At 33.4% G+C, this 19317-nt stretch carries 19 protein-coding genes; 12 read left to right on the forward strand and 7 right to left on the reverse strand.

Going from position 1 to position 19317, the window contains the following annotated elements:
- Positions 1–109 precede the first annotated feature (109 nt).
- From GCQ56_RS12840 to GCQ56_RS12875, 8 genes are all read left to right on the forward strand, one after another.
- Complete coding sequence (locus GCQ56_RS12840) at positions 110–688, forward strand: molybdenum cofactor guanylyltransferase (protein WP_152734877.1); 579 nt, start codon at positions 110–112, stop codon at positions 686–688.
- Between the two features lie 331 nt (positions 689–1019).
- Positions 1020–3257: a molybdopterin-dependent oxidoreductase gene (locus GCQ56_RS12845; protein ID WP_152734878.1), complete on the forward strand. Its 2238-nt coding sequence runs from the start codon at positions 1020–1022 to the stop codon at positions 3255–3257.
- Positions 3258–3260: 3 nt separating this feature from the next.
- Entirely contained in the window at positions 3261–3794 is a 534-nt protein-coding gene (locus GCQ56_RS12850; protein ID WP_152734879.1) for a 4Fe-4S dicluster domain-containing protein, read from the forward strand.
- 13 nt (positions 3795–3807) lie between these two features.
- A complete protein-coding gene (gene nrfD / locus GCQ56_RS12855) occupies positions 3808–4749 on the forward strand; it encodes an NrfD/PsrC family molybdoenzyme membrane anchor subunit (RefSeq protein WP_152734880.1) in 942 nt (313 codons plus the stop codon).
- 34 nt (positions 4750–4783) lie between these two features.
- Entirely contained in the window at positions 4784–5305 is a 522-nt protein-coding gene (locus GCQ56_RS12860) for a YeeE/YedE thiosulfate transporter family protein (RefSeq protein WP_152734881.1), read from the forward strand.
- Between the two features lie 25 nt (positions 5306–5330).
- Positions 5331–5921, forward strand: coding sequence for a YeeE/YedE thiosulfate transporter family protein (locus tag GCQ56_RS12865; RefSeq protein ID WP_152734882.1), 591 nt, complete (start codon positions 5331–5333; stop codon positions 5919–5921).
- 23 nt (positions 5922–5944) lie between these two features.
- Positions 5945–6565: a rhodanese-like domain-containing protein gene (locus GCQ56_RS12870; RefSeq protein WP_152734883.1), complete on the forward strand. Its 621-nt coding sequence runs from the start codon at positions 5945–5947 to the stop codon at positions 6563–6565.
- 335 nt (positions 6566–6900) lie between these two features.
- Positions 6901–8202, forward strand: coding sequence for an OmpP1/FadL family transporter (locus tag GCQ56_RS12875; protein ID WP_152734884.1), 1302 nt, complete (start codon positions 6901–6903; stop codon positions 8200–8202).
- A gap of 60 nt (positions 8203–8262) precedes the next feature.
- Here GCQ56_RS12875 and GCQ56_RS12880 read toward each other — a convergent pair whose 3' ends face one another.
- Positions 8263–9306: a hypothetical protein gene (locus GCQ56_RS12880; protein ID WP_152734885.1), complete on the reverse strand. Its 1044-nt coding sequence runs from the start codon at positions 9304–9306 to the stop codon at positions 8263–8265.
- A 198-nt stretch (positions 9307–9504) separates the two neighbouring features.
- Here GCQ56_RS12880 and GCQ56_RS12885 point away from each other — a divergent pair, with 198 nt between their 5' ends.
- Positions 9505–10026, forward strand: coding sequence for a DinB family protein (locus GCQ56_RS12885; RefSeq protein ID WP_152734886.1), 522 nt, complete (start codon positions 9505–9507; stop codon positions 10024–10026).
- Positions 10014–10724 carry an NRDE family protein gene (locus GCQ56_RS12890; RefSeq protein WP_152734887.1) on the forward strand — a complete coding sequence of 237 codons (711 nt, stop codon included), beginning with the start codon at positions 10014–10016 and terminating at the stop codon, positions 10722–10724. Before GCQ56_RS12885 ends, GCQ56_RS12890 begins: the two co-directional genes overlap by 13 nt.
- 44 nt (positions 10725–10768) lie before the next feature.
- On the opposite strand, the gene GCQ56_RS12895 is transcribed toward GCQ56_RS12890, so the two are convergent.
- Together GCQ56_RS12895 and xerD are read right to left on the reverse strand one after the other, a co-directional pair.
- A complete protein-coding gene (locus GCQ56_RS12895; RefSeq protein WP_227006071.1) occupies positions 10769–12427 on the reverse strand; it encodes a phosphoenolpyruvate carboxykinase (ATP) in 1659 nt (552 codons plus the stop codon).
- 410 nt (positions 12428–12837) lie between these two features.
- Entirely contained in the window at positions 12838–13743 is a 906-nt protein-coding gene (xerD, locus tag GCQ56_RS12900) for a site-specific tyrosine recombinase XerD (RefSeq protein WP_152734888.1), read from the reverse strand.
- 185 nt (positions 13744–13928) lie between these two features.
- Here xerD and GCQ56_RS12905 point away from each other — a divergent pair, with 185 nt between their 5' ends.
- Positions 13929–14360, forward strand: coding sequence for a type II 3-dehydroquinate dehydratase (locus tag GCQ56_RS12905; protein WP_152734889.1), 432 nt, complete (start codon positions 13929–13931; stop codon positions 14358–14360).
- Positions 14361–14484: 124 nt separating this feature from the next.
- Entirely contained in the window at positions 14485–15900 is a 1416-nt protein-coding gene (gene pyk, locus GCQ56_RS12910) for a pyruvate kinase (RefSeq protein WP_152734890.1), read from the forward strand.
- Positions 15901–15950: 50 nt separating this feature from the next.
- On the opposite strand, the gene GCQ56_RS12915 is transcribed toward pyk, so the two are convergent.
- The 4 genes from GCQ56_RS12915 to GCQ56_RS12930 all read right to left on the reverse strand — a co-directional run bounded on the left by GCQ56_RS12915 (position 15951) and on the right by GCQ56_RS12930 (position 19273).
- A complete protein-coding gene (locus GCQ56_RS12915) occupies positions 15951–16514 on the reverse strand; it encodes a hypothetical protein (protein ID WP_152734891.1) in 564 nt (187 codons plus the stop codon).
- An 11-nt stretch (positions 16515–16525) separates the two neighbouring features.
- Positions 16526–17278, reverse strand: coding sequence for an acyl-[acyl-carrier-protein] thioesterase (locus tag GCQ56_RS12920; RefSeq protein ID WP_152734892.1), 753 nt, complete (start codon positions 17276–17278; stop codon positions 16526–16528).
- Entirely contained in the window at positions 17275–18471 is a 1197-nt protein-coding gene (locus GCQ56_RS12925) for a DUF4105 domain-containing protein (protein WP_152734893.1), read from the reverse strand. The genes GCQ56_RS12920 and GCQ56_RS12925 overlap by 4 nt, the downstream gene beginning before the upstream one ends.
- 160 nt (positions 18472–18631) lie before the next feature.
- The gene (locus GCQ56_RS12930) at positions 18632–19273 is read right to left on the reverse strand and encodes an outer membrane lipoprotein carrier protein LolA (protein ID WP_152734894.1); all 642 of its coding nucleotides are present in this window, start codon (positions 19271–19273) and stop codon (positions 18632–18634) included.
- Between the last annotated feature and the right edge of the window lie 44 nt (positions 19274–19317).

The raw sequence follows: 19317 nt of genomic DNA on the forward strand, positions 1-19317 counted from the left end.
TTTATTATTTATAATGAGTCTAAAGATAGCTTTTGAATGAATTAAATCAAAGTTAAAAGATCTTAAACTCTTAAAACGTTTGTCAATATATTCTTCATTATATTTGAATATGATTAAGGAAAAAAAAATTGTTGGTATTATATTATCAGGTGGCAAAAGTTCCAGAATGGGAACAGAAAAAGGATTGGTTGCATGGAATGGAAAACCATTAATAGAATACTCTCTTGAATGTATCCGAGGTATTTGTGATCAAATCGTAATTAGCTCCAATAAAAATTGCTACAACTATTTAAATCTGCCCGTTATTAACGATGAAATAAAAGAGTGTGGACCAATAGGTGGGATTTATTCTTGTATGAAAAAAATAAAAGCTGATTTGTATCTTGTTATTTCCTGTGATGTTCCCAATGTACCAACTCAATTATTTACAGATATGATTGGTGATATTGAAGATGCTGATTTAATTTGTCCAATTGATGATAGCAATAGAAAACAACCATTGATATCGGTATACAGTGCAAATTGTTTATCTATTCTTACAAGTGAGCTTATGGATGGCAACTATAAAATGATGCGGCTTTTGGATTTATTAAAAGTAAAACTATTTCAGATTTCTCCAAATCTAGATTATTACAATTCGAAACTATTGTCTAATGCCAACTCACCTGATGATGTTGCATCTCTTTAATAAACTCTATTAATACTGATTTAGATCGGTATTTAAAATGCTGATGTGAATGCTAAAAACAATAAAGAGTGTCAATGAATTAAGGACAAATATGTCTTTTATTGTGAGTTGATTGAAGAATTATTACATCAAATGCAATTTAGTAAAGATCTAAATAGTTGCATATTTGTTTGTATCAGTGCTTTCCACGTTTTCTCTTTCTTTAGATCAATTTAAAAGAAGCTTATTGTGTTCTACAACATGTTTTCATGTACCCTTTTGATATATGTTTACATCCATAGATATAGTTTTCTATATGTGTTCATGTGTTAAAGCATAAAGAAGTCACAAGATGAAGAGCAGAAGACAATTTATTAAAATTAGTTCCTTAAGTGCCGCTGGATTAATTTTTGGTGGAGGATTATTAGAATCCTTCGCTAATAATTTGGTGAGGGATAATAAATCATACTTTAAGGGACCATATGATTTTACTCGTACTCCAACCTATTGTGAGGTATGTTTTTGGAAATGTGCCGGCTGGGTTTATAAGGATGAAAATGGTAGAATCAAAAAGATAATTGGAAACGATTTAGACCCTAATTGTAATGGCCGATTTTGTCCAAGAGGAACGGGCGGGGTTGGAATGTATTTCGATGAGGATCGCTTAAAAACTCCATTAATCCGTAAAGAGATAGATGGAAATCAAACCTACGTTGAAGCAAGTTGGGATGAGGCTTTCGAGTTAATTGCAACTAAAATGAAGCAAATTAAGAAGGAGCATGGTCCTGAATCTACTGCTTTATTTACCCATGGTTCTGGTGGGAAATACTTTGGCAAGCTTTTAAAGGCTTTTGGTTCGAATAATATAGCTGCACCATCTTATGCACAATGCAGAGGACCTCGTGAAGTTGCCTTTATTGCAACTTATGGGCAAGGTATAAACTCTCCTGAGAATACAGATATTAGAGATACAAAATGTTTGGTTTTAATTGGGTCGCACTTAGGTGAGAACATGCACAATGGTCAGGTTCAGGAAATGTCTGATGCTATTGACAAAGGTGCGAATATTATAACTGTTGATCCCCGTTTTTCAACTGTTGCGGGTAAATCAAAACATTGGTTGCCAATTAAACCTGCTACCGATAATGCACTTCTGCTTGCATGGATGAATGTGATCATCAACGAAGAACTATACGACAAAAAGTATGTAGAAAAATATACATTTGGTTTTGATCAATTGAAAGATCATGTCCAAAGATATACTCCTGAATGGGCTTACGGTGTGACAACTATAAAACCACAACAGATTCGTGAAACTGCCAGAGAAATGGCAAATGCTGCTCCTGCAGTAATTGTTCATCCTGGTCGTCATGTAACCTGGTATGGAGACGACACGCAGCGCTTGCGTGCTGTAGCTATCTTAAATGCCTTATTAGGAAGTTGGGGAAGACGTGGTGGATTTTATAATCCTGAAAAAGCAACGGTTCCACATTACAAACTTCCAGCTTTTCCTAAGCCAAGTAAGAATTGGCGCGATGCTATGAATGGCAAGTACAATTTGGCTGATTTAGCATTGGCTTCAGGGGTTTGTGATGCATCTATTCCATCGCCTGATTTGGATTACTCAGTCAGAGCCTGGATCGTAAATGGAACTAACTTAATCAATACTTTACCAAATCAAAAGAAAACTATTGATGCAATTCAAGGTTTGGATTTGATGGTTGTTGTGGATACAATGCCTATGGAAATTACTGGATATGCAGATGTTGTTCTTCCTGAATGTACATATTTGGAAAGATACGATGCTTTAAGAATATCGCAGGGAAGAGAGCCAAGTATTGCATTAAGAATGCCAGCTGTTGATCCACTTTATAATACCAAACCAGCTTATTGGATGGCTCGAGAATTAGCCAAGAAGCTCGATTTACAAGATTATTTTCCATTTGAGAATATTGAAGAAGAAATTGATTGGGAATTGAAGCAGGTTGGCACTTCACTCGAAGAAATGCAACGAGTGGGAGTGAAGAAGTTGGAAAGAGAATTTGATGATTTGTACTTTTCAGATGGAGAGGATATAGAGTTTAATACCAATACAGGCAAAATTGAACTGTATTCAACAGCTCTTGAAGAAGAAGGTTTTGAACCAATGCCTGTATATACTCCACATCCTGAACCAGCAGAAGGATTTTACCGTTTGATTTATGGTCGTGCTCCAATGCATACCTTCAGTAGAACGGCTAACAATCCAAATCTTACTGACTTAATGGATGAAAACACTTGTTGGGTGAATCCTAAAGTTGCTAAAGAATGGGATTTGGAAAATGATCAATATGTGTATTTGGAAAATCAGGATGGTATTGTATCTGAGTTTCCAATTAAAGTAAGAGTTACTGAAAGAATCCGTTTTGATTCTGTTTATATGGTTCATGGATTTGGACATTCCGAAAAGAGAATGAAACGCTGTTTCGCTAAAGGAGTTAGTGATACTCAAATGATTACGAATGTAATGACCGATCCGATTATGGGAGGAACTGGAATGCGTGGAAATTTTGTAACATTTAGAACTGATATTAAAAAATCGGAGGTGTAAGCTATGAGATATGCAATGGCTATTGATACTAAAAAGTGTGTAGGTTGCAGCGACTGTGTAGTAGCTTGCCAAACCGAAAATGATGTACCGATCGGGTATTGCCGCGATTGGGTGGTGGAGGTAATGGATGGAACTTATCCTCAATTGGAGATGGAATTACGTTCGGAGAGATGTAATCAATGTGAAAACTCTCCATGTGTTCGTTGTTGCCCAACCGGAGCAAGTCATTACTCCGAAGGAGGAACAGTATTGGTTACCAAAAATGAATGTATTGGATGTAGTGCCTGTATTACATCTTGTCCTTACGATGCTCGTTTTGTTCATCCTGAAGGATATGTGGATAAATGTACTTTCTGCATTCATAGAGTGAAGAAGGGAATGCAGCCGGCATGTGTAGCAGTTTGTCCAACCAAGTGTATGTACTTTGGTGATTTGGATGATCCTAGAAGTGAAGTTTCACAGATCTTAAAAAAGAGAAAATCTAAAACTTTAATACCAGAAGCAGGTACCAAACCACATTTGTATTTCCTAATCTGATAAATATTACCCTATGAGAGAAGAAATAATTATAAGTGGAAGAAATAATCCACTAATTGATCCTCAGTTACATGTTTGGCACTGGGAAATACCAACATACCTTTTTCTTGGAGGATTGGCGGCAGGATTAATGTTTTTTGCGGCACTTTATACCATTCGAAATAAGGAGAATAAATATAAAACAGCAGTGCAAATTGCTCCAATGCTGGCACCAATTGCCCTAATGCTGGGTTTGGTTGCTCTGTTTTTGGATTTGCATCATAAATTGTATTTCTGGAGATTGTATACCACAATACGTTTAGAGTCACCAATGTCTTGGGGAGCCTGGACATTAATGGTTGTTACTCCTATTTCTATGATTTGGACAGCAATGCATATTAAAGAAGTGTTTCCTAGATGGAATTGGAAATTTGATGTGATTGAAGAATTAATAGAGTTCTTTAAGAAAAATAAGAAAACAATTGCCTGGATCATGTTGATTTCATCAGTAATACTGGGAATTTATACAGGAATTTTGTTTTCAGCTTTTAATGCACGTCCGCTTTGGAATACATCTATTTTAGGACCTTTGTTTCTTGCATCAGGATTATCGGCGGGAGCAGCTGTTGTAATTTGGATGTCTAAAAATCATGCAGAACGCAAGCGCTTTGCCCAATTGGATTTAATGATTATAGGAATAGAATTATTTTTGATCATTCATATGTTCATGGGATTTTTGGCAAGTACACAAGTACAAATCGATGCGGCAAATTTATTTTTAGGTGGTGCATATACTGCACCCTTCTGGATTTTCGTTGTATTACTTGGGATGATTGTTCCAGCAATACTTGAAGGAATGGAATTAAAAGGGTATAAAATTCCAGTTGCAATACCGGTAGTATTAGTGCTGTTTGGAAGTGTGATGCTTAGATTTTTAATTTCTAATGCAGGACAAGCTAGCAGATGGCTTTATTAACCAAATTTTGAGAATAAACTTAAAACACTATAAAATGAGCGAAGTGAAAAAAACAAAATACTTTAATCCGTATATCGGAGGTGTATTGTTAGGACTTGTGCTTTTGGCGGCAAATTTTGTTTCTGGTCGTGGATTGGGAGCAAGTGGTGCAATTAAAAGTGCTGTGGTATCTACAGTAAATACTGTTGCTCCAACTCATGCCGAAAATGCGACATATTATAAGGAGTATAATGAAACACATTCAAACCCAATGAAATCCTGGTTGGTATTTCAATTAATGGGCGTATTAGTAGGAGGATTTTTATCAGGAGCTTTTGCGAAACGTTTAAAATTTAAAGTGGAGCACTCTCCAAAAATCACATCAAAACGAAGAATTATTTTTGCAATTCTTGGAGGAATGTTCTTTGGTTTTGGTTCTCAATTAGGACGTGGATGTACAAGTGGATCTGCTTTAAGTGGAATGGCTGTGCTTTCGGTTGGAGGATTTTTAACCATGGCATGTATATTCGGAACAGCATTTGCCTTGGCTTACTTTTTTAGAAAGAACTGGATTTAATTTTAAATGTATAAACAAATAGATTATGGCACCATTAATTGTTAATGAAATAATTTCACCAGACACCAATTTGTTAATTGCATTTTTAATTGGAATTGGTTTTGGATTTGTGTTAGAAGGTAGTGGATTTTCGTCGAGTCGAAAGTTGGCGGGAATGTTCTACGGATATGACACAACGGTATTAAAAGTATTCTTTACAGCTGCAATAACAGCAATGGTTGGGATGTTGTTTTTTAGTCTTTTCGGATGGATAGATTTAGATTTTGTATACATTAATCCAACTTATATTACTTCGGCAATAGTCGGAGGAGTAGTTATGGGGGTAGGCTTCATCATGGGTGGATTTTGTCCTGGAACTGCCTTTTGTGCAATATCCATAGGTAAATTAGATGCTTTGGCATTTATAGGAGGATTAACATTAGGTATTGTATTTTTTACTGAAGGTTACCCATTGTTTGAAGAGATGTATAAAGCGAATTTTATAGGTACACCTACAATGAATGAGTTACTTGATATTCCAAGAGGAGTATTCGCTTTAGGATTAATTTTGATGGCATTTGCTATGTTTTGGGTTGGCGAATGGGCTGAGAAAAAATTTCCTCGTGAGGAGTATTAATTAAAACTGTTAAAATCAATATCATGAATATAAGATTAATACTAGCATCGATATTTATTCCATTGGGAATTATTATTGCTGCAGTACCCGAAAATACAACCAAGCAATATAAATTAACTGCTGCAGAATTGCTTGATGAGGTAAAAGATGGAACTCAGTTTGTAAGTACAGATGAGATTGCTGATATGTTGGTTCATGGAGATCCAAGTCTTCAGTTAATTGATGTTCGTTCTCAGGCAGAATTTGAGAAGTATAATTTGCCTGGTTCTGTTAATATTCCTTTAACAGATATTCTATCAGATGACTATGAAGAGTATTTAGATCAGGGAGTTAAGATGAATGTTTTTTATTCAAATGGAAATTTAAAAGCCAACGAAGCCTGGATGATTACCAGACAATTGGGTTTTGAGAATAATTTTGTGTTACAAGGCGGTTTAAATTATTGGGCTGAAACCATTTTGAATCCACAAGCACCAAAATCTGTAATGGCGGATGACGAAATTGCCAAATACGATTTTAGAAAAGGTGCAAGTGCTGCACTTGGTGGAGGTAACGAAGTTGTGTCGAGTTCCAATACAGCTAAAAAACCTAAACCAACTATTAAAAAGAGAAAAAAGAAAAAGAGAGTCGCTGGTGGATGCTAGAAATAGCATTTTAATAATAGAAAGCCTTTTTGATTTATCAGAAAGGCTTTTTTGATATTAGTAATTTATCTGTTCGGAGTATTTTATCGTTGGTGTCATCGGTATATGTCTTTGTATCAGTTGGTGTTTGCAATGTGCTGATACTCTGTTAATTTACATTAAATAAAAATTAACTTTTTCTGGAAAATAATGCATAAGTAAGAGGTTGGTATTTAGATAGTTGGAAATGTGAGTGGTTTGATATGTATATATATGATATAAAACATATATGGATGAGTTTAATGTTTCTATTTTGTTTAGCGAATCCTAATTATATCAAAACTAATTCATAAAAAATGAAAAATACTTTTAAGATTATTATTGCGGCTCTATTTATTACAGCTGGAACATTTTCAACTCAAAATGCAAATGCGACGGACGGATATTTTGGAGTTGGATATGGTGCACAAAATAAAGGAGTTGCTGGAGCAGGTATTGCTTGGTATAAAAACTCTTTAATTAACGGTAACCCGGCAGGTCACGTTTTTCTTGGTAAACAATATCAGGTAGGTATTGGCTTTTTTAATCCAAACAGAGAATATACGGTAACAGGGAATCCTTCTGGTATGGATGGAACATTTGGTTTAATGCCTGGTACTGTCGAGAGTGATTCAAAATTATTTCTAATGCCTAGTATGGGTGCAAATTGGATGATTAATGAGAAAAGTAGTTTTTCAGCAACTGTTTTTGGTAACGGAGGTATGAATACTGATTATCCAACTCAAACATTTTACGATCAGAGTTCTTCTACAACAGGTGTAGATTTGGCTCAAATGTTTCTAGGATTAACTTACTCTAGAAAAATTGCTGAAAATCATAGTTTTGGTGTAACTGCTTTATTGGCTTATCAATACTTTGAAGCTAGAGGTTTAGCTGCATTCGGAGGAATGTCTAGTGATGCTACAAAACTAACGGGTAATGGTCATGATAATGGATTCGGTTATGGTGTTAGATTTGGTTACATGGGTGAAATTGCAAAAGGATTACATCTAGGTGCTAGTTACCAGACCATGCTTTATATGAGTGAATTCGATGATTATGCCGGATTATTTGCTGAGCAGGGTGACTTTAATATTCCTTCGACCTGGACTCTTGGTTTAGCTTATGAATTGAATGAGGATTGGGCTGTTATGGCTGATTTTAAGAGAATTAATTATTCTGATATAGCTGCGGTTTCTAATCCGATGGATCCAATGGCTTTTGCTACAGCTCCGTTAGGAACTGACAATGGTGCAGGTTTTGGTTGGGAAGATATTAATGTTTTGAAATTTGGTGTTGAGTATGCAGGAGTTGATACATGGACCTTCCGTGGAGGTTATTCTCATACAGATCAACCTGTTCCAAATAGCGAGGTGATGTTCAATATTTTAGCTCCAGGTGTTATTGAAGATCATATAACATTAGGTTGTTCTAAAACTCTTGGTGAATCAGGAAAGGCACTTCATTTAGCTGTTGTATATGCTTTACCAGCGAGTGTTAAAGGATATAATCCAATGGATTTTGATCCTGCTGAAGCAATGCAAGGAAATATGGTTCCAAATCAGACAATTGAATTAGAAATGAATCAATTCGAAGTTGAAATTGCATTTACTTTCTAATAAAACTTTAATGATATATAAAAGAGGTTTTTCAATTTGAAAAATCTCTTTTTTGTTTTATTATTTCTTATTCTTTGAAAATAAACGAGAAAACAAAGCACTTATAAATTCTCGAAAGGGAACTGGTTGAATTCCACGTTTTCTATTTTCCATGCTAATATCATAAACAAGTCTCATGTGTTTGGTGATTTCTTTATAAGCTTTTAGTAAAGGGAAGTCAGGATCATAAATATGAGCAGGTTCTGAATTGGTACCATTCAGCTCAATTATTTTAATATTTTTACCTTCATATAAATCCGCCAAGCTGTTCACTTTTAAATCGAATCTACCATAGTAATAACCATTAAGAGGTTTTGAAATTTCTCGAAAAACAGCAACTAATTTATCATTGATAAGGTGATTACCATCAAGAAATTTGGTTCCTCTGTTATGATTTCCAATCGGTTCTAATTTATAGCTAATACCTGCAGGAATAACTTGATTCCACTTTGATTTGTACTTATTTCTCAAATAGGAAATTCTGCCTTTTGCACGAATATTATCTTTAATCAGATCTCCAAATTTTGCTTTCCCATTTCCGCTTATGCTTAAAAATTCTTTACGAACAACAGAGGTAATACCATCTTTGCGTGACACTGGAAATCGGTGGTAGAATACACCCAATTCAATTGGAAAATCAATAAATTCCTGGATTAAAATATCCTCTGATTGTATTTTCATAAAACTTTCGAAATCAGTTTTGGAATCTATTTTTTCGATTCCTATACCTCGTTCTCCAACATTGGGCTTACAAATAATCGGAAAACTTATTTCGTGTTCCTTCAGTAATTCAAGCAATTCAATAATAGTTTGTCTAGAATTGCTAACAAAACCTTTTGGTACATATTGTTTTTTGATTGACTTTAGGATTTCCATTTTATCCATTCCAAATGCTCCGCCAAATTTCATTGCAGGATTTGCTGGAGTAAAGTAGGCAAAAGCTCTTGCTTTTATTGCCAAAATAATCCCATATCCAAACATTGGGATGTAAAATATCCAGAATGGCCAAAACTCAAATCGAAACCATTTTGAAATAAAAAAAGGGAGTTTAAAAAATTGCTTCATAAATTTAGTCACAAGAAATTATGGTGTTAATAGCAATGCTGAAATTCAATTTCACTACTCTGAAGGTAGTAAAATCGCGCTGTAATTTTTACTTTTTATAATTAATTGCATAAGGTAAATGTTTAAAACTTACTTTGCTATGAAAAATATTGATAATTTGATATATTGTAACATATCAATCTTTATTGAAATTAAACTATGCATATACAAATAAAATCAGCCTCAAAGGAAATTTTAGGTCAACTTATTGACTTGTGTAATTCTCTTTCAACAGAGCAATTTTCTAAACCATTGACCTTGCTTTCAAAAAATACAATCGGAAAACATGTTAGACACATTGTTGAGTTTTACGACATTTTGATTGATGCAGAACAAAAATCTAATACCTTAAGTTACGATCATCGAGTTCATTGCGAAAAGACAGAAAAAGATATTGAATTGGCCAAAAATAGACTCAGCCGAATATACAAATGGTTTGATGGACTGGATGTGAATGGAAGTTTTGACTTGAATATCAGCTACAATAAGAATAATAGTGAATGTTTCAAGGTAAAAACTAGTTTAGATAGAGAATTGGTGTATAATATTGAACATGCAATTCATCATATGGCTATTATACGGATTGCTGTTGAAAATGAGCTCAAATCGGTTAATTTGGATCAACATTTTGGAGTTGCATATTCAACCATTAGATTTAGAGATGATTTATGTGCACACTAACTTATATTCCATTAGGAGAATCAAATTACATATTAACAACTAATCGCGATGAGAGTCCTAGGCGTGTAGCCTCTTATCCTGCGAGACAAATAATAAATGGTTTTGTTTCTATTTTTCCGAGAGATAAAGAAGCTGCTGGAACTTGGATGATGTACAATGAGACTGGTTATTCTTTATGCCTGTTAAATGGTGCCTTTGTAAAGCACACTCATGAGCCTCCTTATAAAAAAAGTAGAGGTTTGGTGGTGTTAGAATATGCTAAATATAAATCTAGTATTGATTTTATTTTGACTTATGATTTTTCAGGAATTGAACCATTTACACTTGTTATTATTCGTAATAATGGAAAAAGGCAACCAGAAGAACTAAGATGGGATGGCAAATCAATTCATTATAAGTGTTTGGATTCGGAAATTCCTGCAATTTGGTCATCTTCAACTTTATACGATCATAAGGCACAATGCTTAAGAAATGATTGGTTTGATAAATGGAAATGCAATAAAGATTTTTCTGTTGAATCAATTCTTAATTTTCATAAAACTGCAGGTAAGGGAGATGAAATTAATGGTTTGGTGATGAATCGAAATAATATTGTTAAAACATTAAGTGTAACTCAAGTTAGAAAATTAGATGAAGAAGTTTTAATGTATTATGAAGATTTTCATGATAAAAAAAATATAGAATTAAATCTCAAATAAAAAAGCCTCGTCCGAGGCTTTTTTATTTTAAACATTTAAGAATATTATTTCCCAGGACATTGTGATACAATTTCTGGTTGAATATTCTGCTTTCCATATGACTTGTCAAAGCTATCAGAGAATTTCTTCGCTAGCTTTTCAGATGTCTTTTTATAGTTTTCTTTGTTTTCCCATGTATTTATCGGATTTAAAATTTCAGTAGGTACATTTTTACAAGTTTTAGGAATATTCAAGTGGAAAAGTTCATCGTGAATGAATTCAACATCATTTAAATTTCCTTTTAGCGCTGCATCTACCATTGCTCTGGTATATTTTAGCTTGATTCTTGATCCTGTACCATAAGATCCACCGCTCCATCCAGTATTAATTAAGAATACATTGGTATTGTGCTTGTCCATTTTATCACCAAGCATATCAGCATATATATTCGGATTACATGGCATAAATGGCTGACCAAAGAATCTGGAGAAGGTTGCCTGTGGCTCAGTTACTCCGGTTTCAGTTCCAGCCAATTTAGAAGTGTACCCCATCAAGAACCAAAGCATTGCTTGCTCTTTTGTCAATTTTGATATTGGAGGTAATACACCGTACGCATCTGCAGTTAGAAACAAAATGGTATTTGGATTTCCTGCCGTAGACGATTCTTTAATGTTTGAAAGAAACGATAGGGGATAACTAGCTCTTGAGTTTGGAGTATATCTGTCATCGAAGAAATCCATATCTCCGTTTGGATATAGCATTGCATTTTCAATAATGGCTCCATGCTTTGTGTATTCTGCATCGTGCATTACCGCTTCGTAAATTTCCGGCTCGTTTTCCGGCTTGATATCAATCATTTTAGCGTAACAACCGTTTTCAAAGTTGAAAATACCATCATCACTCCATCCATGCTCATCATCTCCTAATAAAGCTCTGTTTGGATCTGCAGATAAGGTTGTTTTACCAGTTCCTGACAATCCTAATAAAAGGGCAGAATCACCATTAGGACCTTCGTTAGCAGAGCAATGCAAAGGTAATACACCTTTGAATGGTAAGTAGTAGTTCATAACTGTGAACATTAGCTTTTTCATTGATCCCATGTAAGATGATCCAAATACGATACCCATCTTTTTATCAAAGTCAACTACTACACAAATATCCGAAGTTTCGCCGTTAGGAAGATCTCTAACGAGTCCTTTGTAACGATCTTTATCTAGCTTATCATTTGGTAAAGCAATTAAATAAAACTCATCATCTGCAAAAATCGATTTATTGATATCTTCAGGTACCGCTCTAAACATATTGTCGATAAAAACCTGACTTAAGCTTTTATCACAAATTGTTTTAACAGGAAGTGCATATTTCGAATCGGCACCAATAACTTTGTCGGTAACATAAACTGTATTTTTCTTATCAATCACCTTCAACGCATCTTCAAAAATCATCGCAAACGTTTGCGGATTCATGCCGATATTATTGGGTGAAGACCAGTCTATATTAAAATCACTTTCAGGATTTCTTACAATGTATGTATCTTTAGGACTTCTTCCAGTTGAATGAGCTGGAGTCCATGTAGCCAATGCACCGTTTTTTGTTAAAACAGCTTCTTTGTTTTCTACTGCTTGAGAAATGAATTCTTCTCTTGAGAGATTCTCTCGAATGTTAGAATGCTTTTTTAATGATTTTTTTAAATCTTCAATCATACTAATTTCAATAGCGTTCATGTGACATTTATATTTGGTTTGGAGCTTCAAAAGTATGACTATATATGAATAAATCCTACTATGTATATGTTTTTTTATAATTTTTAATGTGTTATTTCTCAGTATGTTTTACTACTTTTACCGTGGGGAAAATTGATCTAGAAGCCATCAAAATGAAGGTTTTTTCAATTTTCTCTATTTTTTTTTGTTTAAAATAATGTATTCCTTCCCCTGAAATACAAACGTTTGCGTAAAATACCTGCACTTCAAATAAGGATAAATTATGATAATATTTAAATTGAGATTTGATAGCTTATATTTGATCTGAATTTATAAAAAATGATATAAAAAAACCTCCAAAGGATGAACTTTGGAGGTTTAAAAAATGATATTAATTCAAAATCCTATTAAAAATAGGAGTGAAAATACAATTAGTCTTTAGATCTTGGATGGAAATTTTTAATAGTTTCCTTTAGATATTCTCTATCCAAGTGAGTGTAAATTTCTGTAGTAAGAATTGATTCGTGACCTAGCATTTCCTGTACAGCTCTTAAATCAGCTCCACCTTCAACAAGATGAGATGCAAATGAGTGACGGAAAGTGTGAGGAGAAACATTTTTCTTTAAACCTACTTTCTTTGATAAATTCTTAATGATCGTAAAAATCATTACACGAGATAACTTGCGACCTCTTCTGTTCAAGAAAAGAATATCTTCACTATCCTTATCGATATTTAGTTTACCGCGATAGTTTTTAAGATATAATTTAATTTCCTTCTTAGCTTTTTTTCCGATTGGAATTAAACGCTCTTTATTTCCCTTACCATGAATTTTGATAAAACCCATACGGAAATGAAGGTTTGAAACACGTAAATCGATTAATTCAGATACTCTTAAACCACATGAGTAAAGAGTTTCAAGAATAGCTCTATTTCTTTGTCCTTCAGCTTTGTTCATATCAACAGCCTTAACCAAAACGTCAATTTCATCGGTTGTTAATGTGTCTGGAAGTTTACGACCAATTTTTGGTGCTTCCAATAAAGCAGTTGGATTTTTTTCGATAATTTCTTCAAGTAATAAATACTTAAAGAACGCCTTAATACCTGAAATTACACGTGCTTGCGTACGAGGACTAGTCCCTGCATCATTGATCCATGAAACAAAATCTTTAAGATGTTGAAGTATTACCTCTTCAGGAGAAACTTCTAATCCTTTTTCTCTAAAAAAGGTAGTAAGTTTCGTAATGTCATTAATGTAAGCGTCTACTGAGTTCTTAGATAGGGATTTTTCTAAGGTCAGATAGGTCTTAAAATTTTCAATTGTTGTTGTCCAATTCATTTTTTTTCAGTTTTTAGTATGTAGTTTAGTTGTAAATAATTCCTATTTTATTGCTAGTTTTACTTTGCAATTGATAATATACGAATTCTTTATGATAAAACTTGTCTGCAATTTAAAAAAATATTACGTAAGCTTGCAAGTTTTTGAACCACTCTTTATGTTTAACCCTTAATATTTTTGATAAGATGAATTTTTTGATCATAAATGGTCCCAACTTAAATTTACTTGGAGTACGCGAAAAATCTGTATATGGAGAGGTTTCATTTGAAACATATTTTCAGGATTTGAAAATAGAATATAGTAAATTTAGTATAGAATATTATCAGTCAAACGTTGAAGGTGAGTTGATTAATGAAATTCACAGAGTTGGTTTTGATTATGACGGAATAATATTAAATGCTGGAGCTTACACTCATACCTCGATTGCTCTTGGGGATGCTATAGCTGCTGTTAATACACCTGTTATAGAGGTACATATATCAAATGTTCATAAAAGGGATTATTTTCGTTCCAAAACTATGATTGGAAAAGATTGTTTAGGTACAATTGCTGGGTTCGGATTGAATTCTTACAAACTTGCGATTGAGGCTTTAATTTCTCATTTGGATAAACGGTGATTTTTTTAGGATTAATGATTTTTTTCTATCCTGTCACTAATATGCTATAAAATATAAAGCCCCAAGCTTCTTCTAAATTGACTATCTTTGTTGTGCCAAAAACTAATAATGAAAGAGTAATTCTATGAAGAAGCACACAAAGATTATTGCTACGATCTCAGACAAAAAATGTGATGTCGGGTTTCTTACGCAACTTTTTGAGGAAGGAATGAATGTTGTGAGGTTAAATACAGCACATCAAACTCATGCTGATGCTCAGCTGGTTATCGATAATGTAAGAAAGGTGTCAGACCGAATCGCATTGCTTTTGGATACAAAAGGTCCTGAGATTCGAACAGTAGATGTTGAGGAAGAACTTTATCTTAAAAAGGGTGATAAACTTAAGGTAAAAGGCAAAACAGAAGACGAAGAAAACAAGGATTTTTTATTGGTGAGTTATTCTGATTTTGTAAAGGATATTGAAGTTGGGAAAAGAATTTTAATAGATGATGGAGAGTTAGAATTATTGGTTGTAGATAAAAATGATCAATTTTTAACAGTAGAGGCTCAAAACGAAGGTCCAATTAAGAATAGAAAGAGTGTTAATGTTCCTGGTGTTTCATTTAAGTTACCTTCTTTAAGTAAAAAAGATAGAACCTTTATTGATTTTGCAATAGAGCAGGATATTGATTTTATAGCTCACTCATTTGTTCGTCATAAAGAAGACGTTATTGAAATTCAAAACATCCTTGATAAATACGATTCGAAAGTAAAAATTATTGCAAAAATTGAAAATCAGGAAGGAGTAGATAATATCGACGAAATTCTTGATCATGTTTATGGAGTTATGGTGGCTAGAGGAGATTTGGCAATTGAAATTCCAGCCCAAAAAATTCCTGTTATTCAACGACGTATTGTTCGAAAATGTATGGAAAGAAAGAAGCCGGTTATTATTGCTACCCAGATGCTTCACTCCATGATAAATAATCCTAGACCTACACGTGCTGAAGTTAGTGATATAGCCAATGCAATCTACAATCGAACAGATGCTATTATGCTTAGTGGTGAAACTGCCTATGGAGAATATCCTGTGGAATCTGTGAGAACTATGAAAGAAGTTGCTATTGAAGTGGAGAAGGAATTATATCCTGATACAAGAAAGAATTTTGTACCAAGTAATCAGGAATTGACTGCAATCTTAGCTCGTTCGGCAGTAAAATCTTCTCAATTATTGCCTGTTAAGGCAATTGTTACCGATACCTTAACCGGCAGAACAGGTCGATACTTATCTGCTTATAGAGGTACATCGCCAGTTTATGCATTGTGTTATTCGAAAAGAGTAATGCGAGAATTAGCTCTTTCTTATGGTGTGGAAGCTGGTTATAGGAAACTATTGGCTAGTAGAGATGAATATGTGAAGCAGTCGATGTTTTCGTTGATGAAGAAGAATTATTTTACAGGTGATGATATGGTGATTATTATCGGTGGTAGTTTTGGTCCTTCGAAAGGAGTTTCCTTTATGGAAATTAGTAAGGTTGATCAATTGACACATAAAGTATAAAACACTATATAAGTTCCAGAAAAAAGCGAATCAATTTGATTCGCTTTTTTTTAATATCTAAGATAGATTAACACAATTGCTATACCTACACCTATGCCTGATATGGCTAAATTGAAGCTTTTTCGATCTGTTTTAAAAACCATTAAAAGAAGTGACGATAGAATGCAGGAGATAAAGGAGATAAGCAGAAAAGCTACAATTGCTCCAAGCGTGTAACCAGAAAAGCTTAAGAATTTAAATCCAGAACCAAATATTTTTGTGTAATGCAATTCGATATTTGTTCCAAGAATTAATCCAATAAGAGCAAAGAAATTGTATCGTACAGCGTTTGCATTTGGTGAGTTGGAGATCATATTATGAATTCCTACTCCAATAAAAGCAAATGCAACTCCTAATTTTATTGTAGAATAGGAGAAGCTGGTAACATTTAACGATGCTAAAAGGAATCCTACTATCGTGCCTACTGACAGAGCTAAAAAGAGTGATAGGTAGTTTTTATACTCTTTTAAATGAAAGACAATACCAAATAGAACTAAGGTTAAAAATAGGTCGAAAGAGGATGTAGAAATCAGGTGAAAAAAAGCTGATTCTAAACTAGTAATTACTGTATTCATAAGTGTTTAATTTATTTCCAATTGAGTATGGCTCTGCAATTTTCAATATTAGATTTTTGATTTTGAATGGAAAATTGCATTTCGTTTTCAGACTTTGATTGTGCATTAACGATAAGCTGGTCTCCGAATTTTGCTTCATGCAGGAAATTAAGTTCCATTTCCTCAATTTCTTTATTGTAGAGAACATCTTTTGGACACGAATCGATAATCCATTTGATATATTTCACATTATTCACATGTTGATTGATGTCAATATCACTGTAGTGAACTTTTATAGATTCTCTTAATTTTCCCAATTTTATTGGTTTTATTTTTGAGATAGATTGCTCAAAGAGTTTTTCTGCATTCTCAAATTCATCATTCTTAATTATCTCATGAGGACGCACTGGTCTCTTGCTTTTGATATTAATTATTAGCCAACTTGAACTTGCAATCATCAAAAGAGTGCCTTCTTCGTTTACTATCTTGAATTCACGATTTCCGAATAGACCTTCAATACCAGTAGGCCAGGTTTCAATTCTTAAGTTATCTTTCCATTGAGGATATTTAAAAACTTTAATTTTTAATCTGGATAAGACCCAGGAAAGATCTTGTTTCATTAAATCATTAATTCCCCAATTAAGAGCTTCAGCATGCATTCCAGCAATTTCCTGTAAGTAATTGCAAATGGAAGTCATTTTTACTTTGCCACTATAATCGGTATCAAATGATCCTATTCTAAAGTGTTTTACAAATCGAATTAGATTGATATCTAATGTATTCATTCTTTAATGAGGTGTTTTAACTTTTTAGAAACATACAAAGAGCGAATAAGAACTAATACCACAAATGGTAAAATTTCATTTGGTAATGATTGAGGAATGAACGACCATAAACCAACAATGCATAAAAGTAAAATTGATGTTACTAAAAAGTATAAATAGGATAGTTTTGTTTTTTTTATTAGAAAAATAGTTGCCAAAGGAAAATGAATTGGTAGCGCCCATAGAATATTTAAATTTGGTCCGGTTGCCTGATGATCGGTAAAGAACCATAAAAATACAATTATCCAACCTAAGAAACCTGTTAAACTAAATATCAGATGGTCAATTGCAAATAAATTTTTCTTTTTGCGATAATAAATAAGACTCAGAAATAAACCTAACATTGCGATTATACCGAAAACAAAACCTGGGCATTTGTACCAAACGGTTGTTTTAAAAACTTCACCAACTTCAAGTACGTTTCTAGTTGATGAAACCAATGGTATTATGCTATCTCCAGTAACAATTTTTGCATCCTCGAAGGCAAACATCATATTGTCAGGTAAAAACATGTATTCATATGGTGTAGCCTCAACATCGCAGGGTTTACCTAATATCAAATGAATACCTAAATGTATCCATCTGCTTTTTTCCATAAAATGATCAAGCAGATTCCAAAATGTCTTAGGTTTCGAATTTATTTCGGTATATTTTATTTCGCCGTCAATGTTATTTTCAATGATATCACGAATTCGCGTAGAGCAATTGTCAAACAAAAAATCGTAATGATAAAAACGATTTTCAGGTTTGTAATTTTCAACTAAGGCAGTAAATAATTTACGTTTGGTGTTAATATCCAGATTAAGTTTTTGTTCAATTATACCTCTCTTCTCATACATATAGCTTTGTTTGAGCCTAATGTAATCTCCATATTCTAATTTGTATTTTAGTTTTCCTCTGGCAAACTTGAAATAGAAATTCGAAGTATTAAAATCGAAAGTTCCATAATTGAATACAATGTCGAGTTTATTTTGTGGATCTTTTATACGAATTCCCGAATGTCCAAAAAGAGAATACAACTCTTCACCTGGAGAATAGGTTAGAACGCTTATTTCTGATTGGCTGGATAACTCTTTGGCAAATGAGTTTGAAATACAAATCAGTATTCCAATTGATAGGAATAGAGCTTTTATAAAAGATGATTTTAGCTTCATAATTTAACTGTTTTTACTCACCGAAGATAAATAAAATACCTTTATTGAACATGACAGGATGCTAACAATATTATTTTAATCAATATGGTAAAATCATGTTTGGGCAATAAAAAATCCTCTACCGAAGGGCAGAGGATTCAATATATCTAATAAGAGTTTATTATCTCATATCGTTGATTTCAACATCAGGATTAGACTTGGTGTTAAAAACGAAATCAGTATCAGTGTATTCCACGTTAGGGGTTAATTTTTTCAAAATAATGCTAATATCGCTACCATCTTTTCCAACCGATTTAAGTGAGCTAATCTGGTTGGTTTTATCATCTATTTTTAATCGGATATGTGAAAAGCCTTTCTCTGTATCAACAGGAAATAGATCAATTACATGAAGTGTTTTGGTGTTACTTTTTTCTACATCTATATATTTAAAAGTGAATCCTGATTCGTAGATTGAAAATATTTTTGCTGGGTTTAAGGTTTCTTCATCTTCTTCATCTGGCTCGCTAATGTTTACTTCTTCAGCATCAATAATGTGTGTGTATATTGTTGTTCCATCGAAATAGGTATCCACGCCCATTAACTTCAAGCGGTATTTGTTTCCCTTAAGTATAATGTTGCCTTCTGATATTTCGTGAACATCTTCTTCGTCATTATCCATAGAGAATAAAAATTCAGCCTTTATACTTTTATACTCTTTGTTTTTAGCAGAAACCTTATCGAGTATTGTTTTTGCTTTATTTTCCTGAGCCGAAACACTCAAGCTTAACATTCCAATTAAAAGGAAACAAAAAATGTTCTTCATTTTTTAGTGATTTTATAATTTATGCAAAGATATTAATCAATTAT

The organism is Marinifilum sp. N1E240 (assembly GCF_009295825.1).
GTDB classification, from domain to species: domain Bacteria; phylum Bacteroidota; class Bacteroidia; order Bacteroidales; family Marinifilaceae; genus Marinifilum_A; species Marinifilum_A sediminis.